The organism is Nocardia sp. CA-136227 (genome assembly GCF_050955695.1).
GTDB lineage: Bacteria > Actinomycetota > Actinomycetes > Mycobacteriales > Mycobacteriaceae > Nocardia.
The window spans coordinates 3,998,437-4,015,121 of the sequence record NZ_CP192081.1 but is presented as its reverse complement, the minus strand read 5'-3'; the positions used below and the strand labels follow the sequence as shown (position 1 = coordinate 4,015,121).

Here is a 16,685-nt window from a genome sequence, read left to right as displayed (position 1 = left end):
GCAATGACGAACACCCAGCACAGCCCGGTCACCGTACTGGGGCTCGGGGCGATGGGCCGCGCGCTGGCCACCCGACTCGTGCACGCCGGAATCCCGGCCACGGTGTGGAACCGCACGCCGGGCCGGGACGCCGATGTCGTCGCCGCGGGTGCGGTGGCGTCAGCGACCGCCGGAGCCGCCGTGCGCGGCGGCGAACTGATCATCACGGTCCTGCTCGACCACGCCTCGGTGCGCGAGACCCTCGATCCCATCGCCGCGGACCTGACCGGCAAGCAGTGGCTCAATCTGACCAGCACCACACCCGAGCAGTCCCGAGAGCTCGCCGCGTGGGCGGCCACGCACGGCATCGAATTCCTCGACGGCGGCATCATGGCGGTCCCCGACATGATCGGCGGCCCCGGTGCGAGCATCCTCTACAGCGGCTCGGCCACCGTCTTCGAAGCGTGGCGCCCGGCCCTCGAATCGCTGGGCGCCGCCGACTATCTCGGAGCCGACCCGGGCCTGGCCGCGCTGTGGGACTTCGCGCTGCTGACCGCCATGTACACGATGTTCGGCGGCTTCTTCCAGGGCGCGGCGCTGGTCGGTTCGGCCGGAGTGACGGCCTCGGAGTTCGCCACCCGCGCCGCCGGGTGGCTCACCGCCATGACCAACACCCTGCCCGCCTACGCCAAGATCATCGACGGCGGCGACTACACGGCCGATGTCTTCCAGGACCTGGTGTTCACCAAATCCGCCTTGGACGCCTTGCGTGGCGCGGCGGCAGACGCCGGAATCACCGACGAACCCCTCGGCGGGCTGGCCGCCCTCGTGGACCGGCAGGTCGACGCGGGCCACGGCACCGCGGCGTTCGAGCGGACCATCGAGGAGCTGCGGGGCGCGCCCGCGCGGCGATAACCGTTGGTGCGGGCCGGAATCCCCGGCCCGCACTCCTGCGGTGCGCTACTCCTTCGACTGCGCGGTGAGCGTGGTCAACTCCTCGCCCAGCCCCAATTCGGCGACCTGCTCCAGCGTCGCCGGATCGAACAGCGCGATCACGGCGGCGAACTCACTGGTCACGGCAGGTTCGGTGCGGCTGGTCAGTGACAGCAGACCCTGCCACACCGCGGGATCGGTGGACCCGTCGACCGCATCGGTGAGCGCGGCGAGAGTGTCGGGTTCGGCCACAACGGGATTGGCGGCCAGCCGATCCAAGGCCTCCGGGCTCAACCCGGCGACGAAACGCAGCGTCTCCCCGACAGCTCCCGCGTCGAGGAAGGTGCGGATCAGATCCGCGATCTGCTCGGGTGAACCCTGATCGAACAGGATGTCGCCGATCGCCGGGATCACGTCGTCGTCGCAGCGCGCGAAGACCGACAGCGCGGCCAGCCGCAGCTCCTCGGACCCGGACAGGATGGTGTCCACCAGTTTCGGGATGCGCTTGCCCTCACCGGACAGCAGGTGGCGCAGAATGACGCTGATGTTCTCCCCGGAGTACGCGAACGACGCCGACCGGATCATGCCCTCGTCGTCGTGCACATCGCGTTCGACCGCCTGTACCAATGTCGGTGTGGCATAGGCCAGGAACGGGCCCGCGGTGACGTAGTCCCGCAGGCGCAGTAGCTCGTTGATGATGGCCATGACCGGTCCGGGCGGAGCGATGTCGGCCAGCTGGCCCACGGCGTGCGGGTCCATGTAGGGCGCGGCCTGGGCGGCGTAACCGGGATCGAACAGGGCGACGGCCTCGGCGGACTTCTTCGGATGATCCACTCCGATAGCGCCGGCCGCGCGCCCGGCCATCACCGGCGGCACCATGCGCTGCACCAGTGGGATCGAGATGCTGAACGGAATGATCGGCACCAGCAACGACAGCCTGGAGAAGATCGCGTTGTGTTCGGCGAACATCACCTTCGCCATGCGTTCTTGCAGTTCGTGCAAGTTGGCGGCGCCCAGCTTCTCGAGGTGGGCCAGTTTCTCCTCGGGTACGTGCAGCGTCCGCGACAGCAGGGTGATCTGTGCGCGGGTCACCAGATCGCTCATTGCCCCTACCCGAGCTTATTGCCGAACATGATCTTCTTGGCCGCGGTGCGCAATGGCCACGGCAGCGCGCCGACAGTCTTGTCGACGGCCTCCACCATGGCGAGGTTCTCGGTGCGCTGCGCCTGCTGGAACACCGCCAGCAGGTCGGCCGTCTCGGCCTCGTTCAGCAGGTCGAGCGCGGGCAGCGGCCCGCCCAGTTCCCGCTCCAGTTCGGCTCTGGCGCTCATTGATTCATCCCCATCCCCCGGAATGACTCGAATCACCCCGATCGTTCGTACACCAATCTCTACCAAGATCGATGGCACTGCGCCAGACCTGCGGGGGAATCCGCGCACACCAATTGAGGTCGACTGCATGCAGTTCGGTGGGGCGCGGGTCCGCACGTGGTGTGGAATGCACCGTGCGAGAACCGGTCCGGGCGGACGCACGATGCCGACCATGCCCGGTTGGCCGGGTCTTTCGCGGGTGTTCACGTGATGTTGGCGTCGGAGGTGCCGAAGGTAACCCGGTACCCTGCACGATCGGCCTCGTGCGCATCGTTCAGCTGGCGAACTTCTACGGTCCGCGCTCGGGTGGGTTGCGAACCGCACTGCATCACCTCGGCGCGGGCTATGCCGCCGCCGGACACGAGGTGGTGCTGGTGGTGCCCGGTACCCGGCGCGCCGAGGAGGTGCTCGCCACCGGAGTCCTGCGAATCACGCTGCCCGCACCGGAGATTCCGTGGACCGGCGGCTACCGCGCGGCAGACCCCCGCCGCGTCGCCGACACCCTCACCGGATTGCGGCCCGACGTGCTGGAAGTGTCGGACCGGTTGACGCTGCGCGGCTTCGGCCGCTGGGCGCGCCGCCGCGACATCGCGGGCGTGATGATCTCCCACGAGCGCCTCGACCGTCTGCTGGGCCAGGTGCTGCCCGGCCCGCTGGCCCGCCGCGCCGCCGACGCCGCCAACCGGCGCACCGCCCAGACCTATGACGTCGTCGTCTGCACCACCGAGTTCGCGCGCGAGGAATTCCAGCGCATCGACGCCGCCAATGTCGAACTGGTCCCCCTCGGCGTGGACCTGGATATGTTCCGGCCCGACCGCCACGACCACCGCCTGCGCACCGACCTCGGCGCGGACGGCTACCCGCTGCTGGTCCACTGCGGCCGTCTCTCGGTCGAGAAGCGCGTCGACCGCAGCATCGCCGCGGTCGGGGCACTGCGCCGCGGCGGCCTGGACGCGCGCCTGGTGGTGGCCGGCGACGGACCGCGCCGCGAGGCCCTGGAACGCCGCGCCCGCCTGATCCCCCCGCTGCCCGACGGCCGGCCCGCCGTCCACTTCACCGGATTCATCGACGACCGAACGACTCTGGCGACCCTGCTGGCCACCGCGGACGTCTCCCTGGCCCCGGGCCCGCACGAAACCTTCGGCCTGGCCGCGCTCGAGGCCCTGGCCGCGGGCACCCCGGTGGTGGCGAGCCGCTCCTCGGCGCTGGCCGACATCGTGACTGCCGAAGCGGGCGCGGTCGCCGCCGACCACCCGCGCGCCTTCGCCACCGCCGTCACCGACGTCCTGGCCCGCCCGCGCGCCGAACGCCGCCGCGCCGCCCGCAGTCGTGCCGAGCAATTCACTTGGCCCGCAGCTGTTTCCGGGATGCTCGACCTGCTGGGTCCGAGCTGAAACCTGACCCCACCCGCAAGGCGGCGCTGGACGTTGCCGCCCGCAAAGCTCGTGGACAGCGGTCAGTCGCGCGTCGGGTCCGGCTGCCACGGGACGTAGTCCCGTCCGTCCGCCACGGCCGCGTTCTTCGACGAATTCAGCTGATACGGCGTGATTCCGCCGGGCTGCCACGGCCCCGCCGAGCCCGCCGCCACCGCCGACCCATCCTTGGCGACCAGCCCGATCTCGTCGCGCACCACCGTGATCGGGCGGTCGGCGAGGCTGAACCAGTCCAGGTCGAGGAAGTCGTGGCTGCCGCGGGTGAGCGCGCCCCGGCGCATGGCGTCACCGAGCCGAGTGGCCATGCCCGAGGTGCTCAGGTGCCCGGCATCGGCCTCGAACAGGCCCGCGCCCGCCCGCAGGTAGCCGGTCTCGAACAGCGAGATGACCATGGCCAGCAGGCTGAAGGCCCGCGGATCGTCATTGGCGCGGGCCATGAACGCGAACACCTCGATCTCGTTCTCGAGGGTGGTGCCGTACCCGGCGAGTACGTGCACCCAATCGTGCTGGGCCAGCAGCGGCGGCGCGGACCCGGGCAGGCCGGGGGTGACGAAGCCGCGGTCCCGGTAGAAGTCGGCGACACCGCGACCCAGGGTGCCGACCGGCAGCTCCCACAGCTCGGCCCAGCGCCCGGCCAGGCCCGTGTCGTCGGTGACCGCGCTCCACGAACTGTCCAGTCCGGCGGTGTGCAGGGCGTCCAGCCGCAGCGTGTCCGTATTGCCCAGATATCCATTGCGGGTGAAATCGACCGCGGCCAGATCCACCGCGCCCTCGGCGTAGCGCTGAGCCACCGCGATCATGTCGTCGTCGACACCGAGCGCGTCGGCGAACTCCCGCAACTTGTTCCCGGTCGCCGCCGGCAGCGGTCGCACCACCAGCGCGGACAGCAGCATGGTCTGCACGATCCGCTCCCGGAAGATCCGATTGCGCCGCGCCATCCCCGCCGCGAACTCCGCCGCCCCGATCGGCGTCACCTCGGCCAACTCCACCGGATGCCCCGTCATCGACAGGAACAGCGCCGGAATCAGCAACTCCTGCAGGGGCGTGAGCCCTAGATCGCAGGTCGCCGCACTCACCACGCCCCGCGCCAGGAACCGCACCTCGGCGGCATCCGGCGGCGTGAGCAGCACCTCTTCCATCTCCCACAGCCTCCACAGCATCAGGGGACCGGACGGCCCGCGACCCATTGTCACCGCGAAAAACCGCGCGTGCGTGATCGTTTCACTCTCGGCGTAGCCCTCGCTGTGAAGGCCCGGCGGCACCCGGCCGATTCCTTTGGCCCGCGCCCGAGGTCTACCTGAACAAACGAAAGGACCTCAGCGATGACCGTTCCCGCCACGATGCGCGCGCTGCGCCAGCACTCCCTGCGCGGCCCGCAGGACATGTCCCTGATCACCGACGCGCCGGTGCCGCGACCGGGCCCGGGCGAGGTACTCATCCGGGTCGCGGCCGCCGGAATCAACTTCGCGGATCTGTCGAAATCGCACGGAACGTTCCGCGACGGTCCGCAGCCGCCCTACACCGCGGGTTTCGAAGCCGCCGGAGAGGTCGTGGCACTGGGCGAGTCGGTCGTAGGTCCCGCCCTGGGCGCACGGGTGGTCGGGATAGGCGACGGCGCGTTCGCCGACTACATGCCGCTGCCCGCTGCCGCGGCGGTGCCGGTCCCGGACGGCTGGACCTCCCAACAGGCACTCGGTCTCCTGGTGAACCTGCCGACCGCCCTCGCCGCCCTGAAACTCGGCGGCCTCGCCGCCGGACAGACCGTGCTGATCCACGCCGCCGCCGGCGCGACCGGGCAGGCCGCGACGATCCTCGCCAAGCATTACGGCGCGACGGTCATCGGCACGGCCTCACCGGGCAAACACGCGACCGTGCTCGGATTGGGCGCGGACCACGTACTCGATTCGCGCGCAACCGATCTCGCCGTCCAGGTCAAGCGCTTGACCGGGGGTACGGGTGTCGACCTGGTGCTGGAGTCCGCGGGCGGATCCACCTTCGAACACAGCCTGGCCGCCGCCAAGCGGGTCACCGGCCGGGTGGTCGTCTTCGGCCTGGCGGGCGGGGAAGCGTCGATCACCAACCGGGACTTGGTCTACAAGCATCAGATCCAGCTGATCGGACTCAATATCGGCGTCCTCATCGACGCGGCCCCGCAGCTGTTCGGCGAAATCATGGGCGACCTGTTCGCGCTCATCGCCGCCGGGGTACTGAAGCCGGGCGTCAGCACCGCCTACGACCTGGCCGACGGCCCCAAGGCGCTCGCCGAACTGGAAGCCCGGGCCACCGTCGGCAAGCTGGCCCTGCTCCCCCACCCTGATGCCCTCTGACCAGGTATTAGATTCCTTTGCCGCGGCCCGGCGGTCGTCATGGGTGAGGGTCTCGACCGGCGGGACCCACCCGCGCGAGGAGCAGCCCATGACCGATCGATCGGCGACACCCCCGAGTCCTACACTCACGACATGACGGCGCAGCTGCGGCAGGCGGCCGACCGGGACCGCTTCGTCGCCGATACCGAGCGGTTCCGCCGCGAGCTGCTGGCCCACTGCTACCGCCTGGTCGGCTCCGCGCACGATGCCGAGGACCTGGTGCAGGACACCTACCTGCGGGCCTGGCGCGCCTACCCGTCCTTCGAGGGTCGCTCCTCGATCCGCTCCTGGCTCTACACCATCGCCACCAACGTCTGCCTGACCACCTTGCGGCAACGCAGGATCCGGATCCTGCCCTCGGGACTGGACGGCCCGGCCTCCGGTCCCGAACACGGATCGAATCCGATTGCTCCGGGCGAGGTCTCATGGCTCGAGCCGTTCCCCGACGAATGGATCGCCCCGGCCGCCGGCGATCCGGCAGCGGTCGTCGTCGCACGGGAATCCCTGCGGCTGGCCCTCATCGCGAGCCTCCAGCACCTGCCCGCCCGCCAGCGCGCCATCCTGCTGCTGCGCGACGTGCTGGCCTTCTCCGCACCGGAGACCGCCGCCATCCTCGGCACCACGACGGCCGCGGTCAAGAGCGGTCTGCAACGGGCCCGCGCCCGCCTGCACGAACTCGAACCCGAGCCGGCGGAACTGCTCGAACCCGCTGATCCACGGGCTCGCGCCCTGCTCGACGGCTACATCGCGGCCTTCGAACGCGCCGATGCGAGCCTGCTCGAACAGGTCCTGCGCACCGACGCCACGTTGGAGGCGACCCCGTTCCGCGATTGGCAGTCGGGGCTGGCGAACTGTATCCGGATGCTCGACTCGCAGGTCCTGGACGCGCCCGGCGAATGGCGGCTCACCGCCACCACCGCCAACGGACAACCCGCCGCCGCCCTCTACCGGCGCGATTCGGACGGAACTCTTCGGGCGGGTGGGGTGGTCGTGCTGTCTCCCACGCCGACGGGCGTCTCCCGCGTGATCGCGTTCCACGATCCCGCGCTGATAGCCCTCTTCGGTTTCGCGGATAGTCTCCCCGGCTGACCACGCGGCGCTACTCCGCCAGCGCCTCTTCCATCAGAGGCCACGAGTCGTGCAGATCCTGCTGCCAATACGGCCACGAATGCGTGCCGCGCGGATGGAAGACGAAGGTCGCCGGAATATCGATCTCCTGGAGCCGCCGCCGGAACGATTCGGTGCAGCCGCGCACGAGATACTCCAGCACCGCACCGAAAGTCACCGCCTGCGGCATCAGCGGATCGGTCAGCGATTCCGGCCCCGGTGTGCCGTTGCCGGTCGACACGTACACCGCTTTACCGCGCAACGCGTCAGCGTTGGTGAGTGGATCGTGGGCCGCCCAGTCCGGGTCGCCGTCGGGTCCCCACATGTTCTCGGGATTACCGCCGACCCAGCTCACCGAATTCCGGATGGCGAGTTTGGCATTGGTGCTCATGGTGTCCAGACAGCCGCTGAACGCCGCGAATCCGCGATACAGCTCCGGATACCGGGTGGTGAGCGCCGCCGCCGACAGCGCGCCCATCGACAGCCCGGCGATCGCATTGCGCCCGCTGCCGTGGAACCGCTGATCGATCAAGGGCGGCAGTTCCTGGGTCAGGAACGTCTCCCACATCTGCACCCCGCCGAGTACGGGATCGGGTCGCTCCCAATCGGAATAGAAACTGCCCTTGCCGCCCACCGGCAGCACCACATTGACCCGTTTGTCGGCGAAGAACGACACGATATCGGTCTTCTGCGTCCAATTCGTCTCCATCGCACCGGAATCGACACCGTCGAGCAGGTAATAGGAGGGTCGCGGCTGATCATCGGCGGGATGCAGCACGTCCACGGTCACCGCGCGGTCCATCGCCGCGGAGTACACCGAGATCCTGGTGCGCGAGGGATCGGCGTCGGTGGCGCTCAGAATGGTGGATTCCCCGGCCGGTTCGGCGTGGGCCGCACCGGTTCCGGAGATCAGAATTGTGACGAAGGTGATGGCCGCGGCCGCGGCGGCACGAAAATTTGCATTCATCGATGTCCATTCATCGGGCGCGGCATTGAATCGGAAACGATGGGAGCGCCCGGGACGGGCTACTCGAATGCTAAGTGAAACGTAGGTGATCCAGCGGTAGCGACGCCGCACCGATCTCGCCGGCTGTCGGATACATCACCACTCCCCTGCATCGTTTCTCAGTGCCCCGGCCCGGTGCATCCCTGCGGCACCAGCTCGCCGGTGAGCAGCTCCTCGACCCATTTCGTGGTCAACGGAATCGATAGCGCGCCCGCGACGAAGTGCTCACCGGGAAACGGCTGCAACCGAACCCGCGCGCCGAGCCCGCACCAGTCGTCGAAAAGCTCCTTCGCGCCCTCGAACGGCACGAAGATCTCGTTGACGCCGTGGAACAGGTAGACCGGCGCGGCGGGCGCCATTCCGCCGGGACGGTTCTCGTTCAGAATCTGTTGCACCATGGGCAGTTTCAGCGGATCCGGGACCACGGTCAGATCTTCGACCCGCAGGGGCGCGATGATCCCGAGCATCGTCTCCTGCGAGATGCAGATGTCGCGGAACATATGGGCGATCCGCCAGCCGTTGTCGTTCAGAATGCTCAGCAGTTCGGGGTATTCACGGGCCAGCCCCAGCGCGGCCGCCAGCATCACACCCGTACCCCAGTTGCCGTTCATGGCCGGCATCAGCATGTCGTAATCCGCGGGTTCGCCGCCGATGATGGTGCCCGCCAATCGGATCTCGGGCGCATACGTCGACGCGAGCTGCGCGGCCCAGCTGGTCGCGATGGAACCGCCGGAGTAGCCCGTCATCACCACCGGCGTGTCCGGGTTGAGCTCCGGTGACGTCCAATGGGTCACCGCGCGAATGGAATCGAGCACCGCGTGCCCACCCATCAGCCCGGCCGCGTACGCCTGCTTCGGTCCCTGATGATCGGGCACGACCACCGCGAAGTTCTTGGCCAGCAGCAGTGAGATGGCGACGACGTCGGCCGACACGCCCTTCTTCAATTCCGTCGAGGGCGCACACGAATACCCCATCGACGAGATCGGAATGTTGTAGGAGACCAGCGGTCGGGGCCCCGGCCCCGTCCAGGCGGCGCGCGGCAGCAGCAGGGTCGTGGTGATGGCGACCGGTTGACCGTGGGAATCGGTGGACCGCACCAGCAGCTCGTAGGCGTCGGCGGTGAAGAACATGCCGCCGGTCGGGCGTGCGCTGAGCACGGTGCCCGGCGACGTGTTCTCGAAGCCCGGCGGGGGCGTGAAGAACGGGTCGGCGGGCGGCGTCGGCAGCACGCTCGCCAGATCATGGCTCGGGCTGATTAGCTCCGAGAACGGGTCGGCTTGCGCGTGTAGCGGCAGCAGCGTCGTAACCAGCGCTGCGAGCATCAGGATCCGTGTTGACCGGCGAGTTGCCACGGCCAGGAATCCTCACACGGAAACGGCCCGGACCACCGGATTTGGCTCGGTGCGGCGGGTCCCGTGCGGGCCGGAATCCCGGAACCGCACCGCGACCGGCGGGTTCTGGCACGCTGTCCCCATGAGATGGTCAATCGTCCTGGTGGCGGTGCTGACCCTCGCGGTCGGCTGCGTCGACCGAACCCCGGACTCACCGTGGCGGGAACTGCCGCTCCCCCAGCCCGGCGCGCGGATCCTCGCCTTCGCTCCCACGCCCGGCGGCGGCGTGCTGGCCCTCGGCTCGATCCCCGCCGCCGACGTCCGGGCCGCCGCCGCCTGGTCGACCACGGACGGCACCCACTGGATCCCCGTCCCAGTCCACCCGGAAACCCCGTACGGCGCACGGGCGGAATTGATTTCGGCGGGCGCCGGCGATCACACCGTGATCCTGGGACGGGCTTTTGGTGGCGCGCACAGCAATCCGCGTATGAGTGTCTGGAGCGGCGGCACCCACGGCCTGACCGAACACGAGCAGGCCTTCGAGATGTTCGGCGGCTCGCACGCCATCGCCGTGAGCGCCGCGGCGGCGCTCGGCGGCGTCGACCTGCTCGTGGGCGACTGGGACGGCCCGACCGGCCGGTACGGCGCCGCCTATTGGATCTCGGTCGACGGTGCGAACTGGGAGCGTCACGCCGACGACCCGGCGCTGTCGTCCGCACCCGGCGAACAGACCGGGGCGGCCGCTATCGGCACCGGTTCCCCGGGCTTTGTGATAGTCGGGGAAACGCTGCGGGACAACATTATTCATCCGGTGGAATGGACCTCTCCCGACGGCAGCCGATGGCAGCGCCGTGAACTGCCCGGCACGAACGCCGTCGCCAGCGGCATCGGCTGCGTGGCCACCTGCGCGGTCTTCGGCCAATCCGTCGGCGCCGACCCGCACGTCCTGTGCTGGCCCATGCCTGATACCGGGCCCCTGCCGGGGCCTGCCGCGCGCAACGTCGATGTCCAGCAGGTGGTTCCGACGCCTTCCCGAATGCTGGCCCTCATCGCGTTCGACCACCGTGCCAGCCTGGTGTCGGTTTCCTCGAATTGCACCGACTGGCAACAGATCTCGCTCCCTGCGCCCGCCGATCAGGCACGCATGGCCACCCTGCCGGTGGGACTACTGGTGGCCGGAACCGGCGCCGAGCACACCGGACTATGGCTGTACACCCTATGAAAACGCCGCCGACCTGGGCGAATAATTGCCGACCTGGGCGAATAAGTAAGGATTCAAATATGTTTCATTGTCGACGGGTCGCTCGGAATACTCGTAAGTCCGGTTGACAGAACATTGCCGTAACTTTTGAATTGCGACACCCAGAACTTCTTGCCGACCAGCGGCGTTCGTGGCACCGTATACGACGGTTTGACTCAGTTCAACTCACAACGAGGAGTTTGGAAATGAGGAACAACCTTTCTTACGACGCGTCGCTCGGGAACGCTTTCGACTTTCTGCAGGTTCAGACCGACAATTCCGCCGTACACGGTGGGAAAAATTCGCGGAACCGATCTCTGCATATCGTTCTGGTCGCTCCCCCGTATTTCGACATTCCGCCGGTCGGGTACGGCGGCATCGAGGCGGTCGTAGCAAGCCTGGCCGACGAGCTGGTCGACCAGGGCCACCGCGTGACCCTGCTCGGCGCGGGCCGGGCCGGGACCAAGGCGGACTTCATCCGGGTGTGGGACGAGGTCCAGACCAAGCGCTTGGGTGAGCCGTACCCGGAGATCGTCAACGCCATGAAGGCCTGGCAGATCATCGAGTCGCTGCACGCGTCGGACCCGATCGACATCATCCACGACCACACCTTCGCCGGTCCGGGGAACGCGCCCGCGTACAAGATGCTCGGGATCCCCACCGTCGTCACCGTGCACGGCCCGGTCGACGCCCAGATGGACGAGTACTACCGGTCCCTGGACCGCTGCGTGAAGCTGGTGGCGATCAGCGACCGGCAGCGTGAGCTGGCGCCGGACCTGAACTGGATCGGCCGCGTGCACAATGCGATTCGCCCCTCGGAGTGGCCGTTCCGCACCGAGAAGCTCGACTACGCGCTGTTCCTGGGCCGCTATGCGCCGTACAAGGGGCCGCACCTGGCGCTCGAGGCCGCGCACGCCGCGGGCGTGCGGCTGGTGCTGGCGGGCAAGTTGAACGAGCCGCCCGAGCACGAGTTCTTCAACGAGTACATCACCCCGCGGCTCACCGAGTCCGACGATGTCTTCGGCGAGGCCGACGCCGCCGCGAAACGCCAGCTGTTGGCCGGGGCGCGCTGCCTTTTGTTCCCGATTCGGTGGGAAGAACCCTTCGGGATTGTCATGATCGAAGCCATGGTCTGTGGCACCCCGGTGATCGCACTGCGCGGCGGCGCGGTGGAAGAGGTCGTCGAACACGGCGTGACCGGATTCGTTCTAGACGATCCGGCCGAACTGCCCGGCGCGATCGCGCGCGCCCACGAGATCGATCCCTACGCCTGCCGGGAACGGGTCGAAAGACTGTTCTCCACCGGGCTGTTCGCGCAAGGCTACGAAGCGGCCTACCGCAAGGCGATCGAACTCGCGAAGTCCCGCACGATCGCCGGCTCGGTCCGGGTGCGACTGCCCGGTGACCCGCGGATCCTCAGCACCCACGTGCCGGGTGGTCGCGCGTGAGTGTTTTCAACGCCGGTCCGCCGGTGCTCATCGAGGGTGGCGCGGGCGTCGTCACCCTCGTCGAGGCCGGCACCTTCTGCCTGTCCGATCAGCTCGGCGATATCCACCCGGGCACCGCGCACGGCTTGTTCTACCGGGACACGCGCATCCTGACCCGCTGGGAGCTGCGCGTGGACGGTCTTCCACCGGAACAGCTTTCGGTGGTCGTGCGCGAGCCGTTCCGGGCCCGGTTCGTGGCGCGCAAACCGCCACCGCACGGGGTGGCCGACGCGACGGTGCTGATCCAGCGCCGTCGCATCGTCGGCGAGGGCATGCAGGAGATCATCAGCGTGCTCAACCTCGGCGACGAGGACACCGCGCTGACGATCGTCCTCGACGCCGAGGCCGATTTCGCCGACCTGTTCGCGGTCAAGGAGGGCCGCGTGGGCAGTGGTGGCGGTGAAACGACCGCCACCGAGCACGGCCTGCGCATCACCGACCGCGCGCTGCAGGGCCGTGGCGTGGTCATCACCGCCACCGAGGAGCCCGAGATCCAATCCGGGTCGCTGACCTGGCGGACCCTGATCCCCGCCCACAGCAATTGGCAGACGGTGGTGCGCTGTCAGCCCATCGAGGACCACCGGGCCGTCCCGATGAACTTCGACGACGGCCACGAGGACGGTCCCGAGGACAAGATCCGCCGCTGGCGCGCCAGCACCACCACGCTCACCGCCAGCGGCGCGGGCCTCAACACCATCCTGCAGCGCACCGAGACCGACCTGGGCGCGCTGCGCCTGGACGATCCCGCCGACGGCACCTCCTACGTGGCCGCCGGCGCGCCCTGGTTCATGGCGCTGTTCGGCCGCGACAGCCTGCTCACCTCCTGGATGGCGCTGCTGCTGGATTCGGACCTGGCCGTGGGCACGCTGCGCCAGCTGGCGAAACTGCAAGGCACCGAGACCAATCCGATCACCGAGGAGGAACCCGGCCGCATCATGCACGAGCGGCGGCACGGGCCCGGCAGCGATCGGGTGCTCGGCGGCACCGTCTACTACGGCACCGCCGACGCCAGCCCGCTGTTCGTGATGCTGCTGGCCGAATGCCATCGCTGGGGTGTCGGCGACGCGGCCGTACGCGAACTGATCCCGGCCGCCGACGCGGCGTTGGGGTGGATCGACACCGACGCCGACCTCGACGGTGACGGCTTCGTCGAGTACCGGCGCAAGACCGACCGCGGTCTGGCCAACCAGGGGTGGAAGGACAGCTGGGACGCCATCAGCTTCGCCGACGGCCGCCTCGCCGACCCGCCGATCGCGCTGTGCGAGGTGCAGGGCTACGTCTACGCCGCCCGCATCGGCCGCGCCGAACTGGCCGACGAGTCCGGCGACCACCCGCTCGCCGAACGGCTGCGCGCCCAGGCCGCCGACCTGAAAGCCCGTTTCGACGAGGCCTTCTGGATGCCGAAGAGCGGCTGCTACGCGATGGCCCTCGACGGCGCCAAGCAGCCGGTCGACGTCGGATCCAGCAATCCCGGCCACTGCCTGTGGACCGGCATCGTGCCCGACGAGCGCGCCGCCGAACTGATCGAGCGGCTCGGCGCGGCCGACCTGAACAGCGGATTCGGTTTGCGCACCCTGTCTTCCACCGCGCGCCGGTTCAATCCCATGGGCTACCACACCGGTTCGGTGTGGCCGCACGACACGGCCATCGCGGTGGCCGGCCTCATGCGCTACGGCCACATCCCCGGCGCCCTCGACCTGAGCGTGAAACTGGCGAGCGGACTGCTCGAGGCCATCCAGGAGTTCGGCGCCCGCCCACCGGAACTGTTCTGCGGCTTCGCGCGTGACGAATTCCGTTCCCCGGTGCCCTATCCCACCTCCTGCTCGCCGCAGGCGTGGGCGAGCGCGGCGCCACTGCTGCTCATGCGATCGTTCCTGGGCCTCGCGCCCGACGTCCCCAACCGCAGCCTCACCATCGCGCCCCGCCTGCCCGACCGCGCGGGCACGATCCGGCTGACGGACCTGCGGCTGGGCCCGGCCACGATCACCCTCGAGGCCTGCGGCATGGACGCGCGGGTCGAAGGCCTGCCGCCGGACTGGCAGCTGAACCGGAAATAGCGGACCGCGGACCCGCTGGGCAGTGCCTACACTCTCCCGGTGGACCTGCACATGCGACACCTGCGCTACTTCGTGGCGGTGGCCGAGGAACTGAACTTCACTCGCGCCGCCCACCGCCTGCACATCGCGCAGCAGGCGTTGAGCGCGCAGATCAAGCAGCTCGAGCAGGCCGCGGGGGTGACGTTGCTCGTGCGCAGCACGCGCAGCGTGGAATTGACCGCAGCCGGGACGGTGTTCCTGGCCGACGCGCGGGCCCTGCTGGCCGACGCGGACGCCGCGGTGGACCGTGCACGGACGATTCAAGCCGGTGAACACGAGCGGCTGACCCTGGGGTTCCTCGAGGGCGCGGCATTGACCCTCACCGACCCCATCCTCTCGGCATTCCGGCAGCGGCATCCGGGAGTACAGCTGGAACTGCGGCAGTTCGGCTACGACGATCCCTCGGCCGGACTCGCCGACGGCACCACGGACGTCGCCTTCGTCCGGCGGCCGATATCGACGCCCGACATCGAGGTCGAGCCGCTGTTCAGTGAGCCCGTGGTCGCGGCGTTGCCGTCGGGGCATCGGCTCGCGGCCCGGCCTTCGGTCTCGGTCAGCGATCTGCTCGACGAACCGATTCTGGGTTCGGCCTGCGCCGACCGGACCTGGAACGGTTTCTGGGAACTCGAATCCCACCGCGCCGGACGTCCCGCGCCGGTGGTGTCACGCTCCACCACCTTGCTCGAGGAGATGCACAAGGTGCTGACCGGGGTCGGGTTCGTGGTCACCGCCGCCGCCTGCCGTTGGCTGACCTTCCCCGGCGTGACGCTCGTGCCGATCGCCGACGCCGCACCCAGCCGGGTGGCGGTGGCCTGGCGGCGCGGCCGGGCCTCGGCCTTGGTGCGATCGTTCGTGGACCTGTCGCGGGCGGTTCGTGACGACCGCCCCGATCTGGTGCGGGCATTGGCCGAACCCGACTTCACCGACCGCACCCCGCCCTCGATGCTCGGCTGAGGATTCACAACCTGATTTTGTCGAACAGCGGGTTTTGAGTGTTTCCCCGGCGTCTGCCGGGGGCAATAGCGTTTGCCCGCATGAGTCGATCAATGTGGCGGAACTTCGCGGGCGATCAGGTGTGCCACCCACGTGCCATCGAATACCCGGGCAGCGCTGCGGAATTGAGCGCGGTGCTCGAACGCGCCGACAAGCACGGCGACATCGTGCGGGTAGCGGGGTCGGGGCATTCGTTCAACGACGCGGTGCTCACCGACGGCACCCTCGTCACCTTGAATCGGATGAACCGGGTACTCGACATCGACCGCGGCTCGGGACTGGTGCGGTGCGAGGCCGGAATCTCCCTGGGCGCGTTGAGCGCCGCGATGTGGGACCGCGGACTCGCCTTCGCCAACCTCGGCGACATCGACGTGCAGTCGATCGCGGGCGCCACCGCGACCGGCACCCACGGCGCGGGCACAGGCCTGCCGAATCTGTCGGCGAGCCTGCGCTCGATCGAGTTGACGCTCGCCGACGGCAGCCGGATCGAAGTCGACGCCGGCAATGATCCGCAGACCTATCGGGCCGCGCGAGTGAGCCTGGGCGCGCTCGGCGTGGTCAGCGCGGTCACCCTGCAGGCGGTGCCGGCGTTCACGCTCTCGGGCGTGGACACGCTGGCCTCGCGCGCCGAGGTGCTCGACAGGATCGACGAACTGGCCGACGGCAACGATCATTTCGGGTTCTTCGCCTTCACGCACAGCCCCCTGGTGATGACCAAGACCTGGAACCGGACCACCGAGCCGCCCCGACCGCGGTCGAAATCCGCCGAGTGGATTCACGAGGAACTGCTCACCAACTACGCCTTCTGGGCGGTGTGCCGCATGGGACGCGCCCGGCCGCAATGGATTCCGGCCCTGAATCGACTGTGCAGCAGGCTGTCGGGCACCACGCGCACCGTCGATCGCTCCTATCGGGTCTTCGCCACGCCCCGCCGCGTACCCATCACCGAGATGGAATACGCCATTCCACGTGAGCACGCCGCGGACGCGGTGCGGCGCGTACTGGCATTGGCCGAGGAATCGCGATTCGATGTCCCGGTACCGATCGAGGTGCGGTTCGTGGCGCCCGACGACGCCTTCCTCAGCCCCGCCGGTGGCCGTCCCAGCTGCTATATCGCGGTGCATCAATTCGAGAAGATGGAGTGGGAGCCGTATTTCCGCGCCGTCGAGGACATCATGATCGGTTACGGCGGGCGACCGCATTGGGGGAAGCGGCATTTCCGCACCGCAGCCGACCTGGCTCCCGAATACCCGCACTGGGATCAATTCGCAGCGGTCCGCGACCGGCTGGACCCGCAGCGGCGTTTCACCAACGCCTATGTCTCGCGCGTACTGGGGGAGTGAG

At 69.0% G+C, this 16,685-nt stretch carries 14 protein-coding genes; 9 read left to right on the top strand and 5 right to left on the bottom strand.

Translation table 11 applies throughout. The annotated features are described in order from the left end of the window. Positions 1–3 precede the first annotated feature (3 nt). Positions 4–894: an NAD(P)-dependent oxidoreductase gene (locus ACQP06_RS18515; protein ID WP_433665794.1), complete on the top strand. Its 891-nt coding sequence runs from the start codon at positions 4–6 to the stop codon at positions 892–894. 45 nt (positions 895–939) lie between these two features. Here the strand turns inward: ACQP06_RS18515 and ACQP06_RS18510 are convergent, their stop codons facing one another. Then, positions 940–2,016 (bottom strand): hypothetical protein, encoded by a 1,077-nt coding sequence (locus ACQP06_RS18510; protein WP_433665793.1) that lies wholly within the window; start codon positions 2,014–2,016, stop codon positions 940–942. 5 nt (positions 2,017–2,021) lie between these two features. Next, positions 2,022–2,243 (bottom strand): hypothetical protein, encoded by a 222-nt coding sequence (locus ACQP06_RS18505; protein WP_379099724.1) that lies wholly within the window; start codon positions 2,241–2,243, stop codon positions 2,022–2,024. Positions 2,244–2,545: 302 nt separating this feature from the next. On the opposite strand from ACQP06_RS18505, the gene ACQP06_RS18500 reads away from it, so the two are divergent. Continuing rightward, entirely contained in the window at positions 2,546–3,676 is a 1,131-nt protein-coding gene (locus tag ACQP06_RS18500; RefSeq protein ID WP_433665792.1) for a glycosyltransferase, read from the top strand. A 62-nt stretch (positions 3,677–3,738) separates the two neighbouring features. On the opposite strand, the gene ACQP06_RS18495 is transcribed toward ACQP06_RS18500, so the two are convergent. Beyond that, positions 3,739–4,875 carry a hypothetical protein gene (locus ACQP06_RS18495; RefSeq protein ID WP_433665791.1) on the bottom strand — a complete coding sequence of 379 codons (1,137 nt, stop codon included), beginning with the start codon at positions 4,873–4,875 and terminating at the stop codon, positions 3,739–3,741. A gap of 162 nt (positions 4,876–5,037) precedes the next feature. On the opposite strand from ACQP06_RS18495, the gene ACQP06_RS18490 reads away from it, so the two are divergent. Further along, positions 5,038–6,042 (top strand): NADPH:quinone oxidoreductase family protein, encoded by a 1,005-nt coding sequence (locus ACQP06_RS18490; RefSeq protein WP_433665790.1) that lies wholly within the window; start codon positions 5,038–5,040, stop codon positions 6,040–6,042. 132 nt (positions 6,043–6,174) lie between these two features. After that, positions 6,175–7,170 carry a sigma-70 family RNA polymerase sigma factor gene (locus ACQP06_RS18485; protein ID WP_433665789.1) on the top strand — a complete coding sequence of 332 codons (996 nt, stop codon included), beginning with the start codon at positions 6,175–6,177 and terminating at the stop codon, positions 7,168–7,170. 10 nt (positions 7,171–7,180) lie between these two features. On the opposite strand, the gene ACQP06_RS18480 is transcribed toward ACQP06_RS18485, so the two are convergent. Together ACQP06_RS18480 and ACQP06_RS18475 are read right to left on the bottom strand one after the other, a co-directional pair. After that, positions 7,181–8,155, bottom strand: a complete 975-nt coding sequence (locus ACQP06_RS18480) for an alpha/beta hydrolase (RefSeq protein ID WP_433665788.1) — start codon at positions 8,153–8,155, stop codon at positions 7,181–7,183. Between the two features lie 158 nt (positions 8,156–8,313). Continuing rightward, positions 8,314–9,516 carry a lipase family protein gene (locus ACQP06_RS18475; protein ID WP_433665787.1) on the bottom strand — a complete coding sequence of 401 codons (1,203 nt, stop codon included), beginning with the start codon at positions 9,514–9,516 and terminating at the stop codon, positions 8,314–8,316. Between the two features lie 151 nt (positions 9,517–9,667). Here ACQP06_RS18475 and ACQP06_RS18470 point away from each other — a divergent pair, with 151 nt between their 5' ends. The 5 genes from ACQP06_RS18470 (at position 9,668) to ACQP06_RS18450 (ending at position 16,684) form a co-directional block, all read left to right on the top strand. After that, positions 9,668–10,747: a hypothetical protein gene (locus tag ACQP06_RS18470; protein ID WP_433665786.1), complete on the top strand. Its 1,080-nt coding sequence runs from the start codon at positions 9,668–9,670 to the stop codon at positions 10,745–10,747. Positions 10,748–10,971: 224 nt separating this feature from the next. After that, complete coding sequence (locus ACQP06_RS18465; RefSeq protein ID WP_433665785.1) at positions 10,972–12,213, top strand: glycosyltransferase family 4 protein; 1,242 nt, start codon at positions 10,972–10,974, stop codon at positions 12,211–12,213. Beyond that, positions 12,210–14,309, top strand: a complete 2,100-nt coding sequence (locus ACQP06_RS18460) for an amylo-alpha-1,6-glucosidase (RefSeq protein ID WP_433665784.1) — start codon at positions 12,210–12,212, stop codon at positions 14,307–14,309. Before ACQP06_RS18465 ends, ACQP06_RS18460 begins: the two co-directional genes overlap by 4 nt. Before the next feature lie 39 nt (positions 14,310–14,348). Continuing rightward, on the top strand, positions 14,349–15,302 hold the full coding sequence (locus ACQP06_RS18455) for a LysR family transcriptional regulator (protein ID WP_433665783.1): 954 nt from the start codon (positions 14,349–14,351) through the stop codon (positions 15,300–15,302). 80 nt (positions 15,303–15,382) lie between these two features. After that, entirely contained in the window at positions 15,383–16,684 is a 1,302-nt protein-coding gene (locus tag ACQP06_RS18450) for a D-arabinono-1,4-lactone oxidase (protein ID WP_433665782.1), read from the top strand. Position 16,685 lies beyond the last annotated feature (1 nt).

What these genes read in the sequence shown, in the direction of transcription:
- ACQP06_RS18470 (WP_433665786.1), top strand. Translation starts at nt 9,668, where the DNA reads ATGAGATGGTCAATCGTCCTGGTGGCGGTGCTGACCCTCGCGGTCGGC.
- ACQP06_RS18515 (WP_433665794.1), top strand. Translation starts at nt 4, where the DNA reads ATGACGAACACCCAGCACAGCCCGGTCACCGTACTGGGGCTCGGGGCG.
- ACQP06_RS18465 (WP_433665785.1), top strand. Translation starts at nt 10,972, where the DNA reads ATGAGGAACAACCTTTCTTACGACGCGTCGCTCGGGAACGCTTTCGAC.
- ACQP06_RS18480 (WP_433665788.1), bottom strand. Translation starts at nt 8,155, where the DNA reads ATGAATGCAAATTTTCGTGCCGCCGCGGCCGCGGCCATCACCTTCGTC.
- ACQP06_RS18505 (WP_379099724.1), bottom strand. Translation starts at nt 2,243, where the DNA reads ATGAGCGCCAGAGCCGAACTGGAGCGGGAACTGGGCGGGCCGCTGCCC.
- ACQP06_RS18510 (WP_433665793.1), bottom strand. Translation starts at nt 2,016, where the DNA reads ATGAGCGATCTGGTGACCCGCGCACAGATCACCCTGCTGTCGCGGACG.
- ACQP06_RS18485 (WP_433665789.1), top strand. Translation starts at nt 6,175, where the DNA reads ATGACGGCGCAGCTGCGGCAGGCGGCCGACCGGGACCGCTTCGTCGCC.
- ACQP06_RS18475 (WP_433665787.1), bottom strand. Translation starts at nt 9,516, where the DNA reads ATGCTCGCAGCGCTGGTTACGACGCTGCTGCCGCTACACGCGCAAGCC.
- ACQP06_RS18495 (WP_433665791.1), bottom strand. Translation starts at nt 4,875, where the DNA reads ATGCTGTGGAGGCTGTGGGAGATGGAAGAGGTGCTGCTCACGCCGCCG.
- ACQP06_RS18450 (WP_433665782.1), top strand. Translation starts at nt 15,383, where the DNA reads ATGAGTCGATCAATGTGGCGGAACTTCGCGGGCGATCAGGTGTGCCAC.
- ACQP06_RS18490 (WP_433665790.1), top strand. Translation starts at nt 5,038, where the DNA reads ATGACCGTTCCCGCCACGATGCGCGCGCTGCGCCAGCACTCCCTGCGC.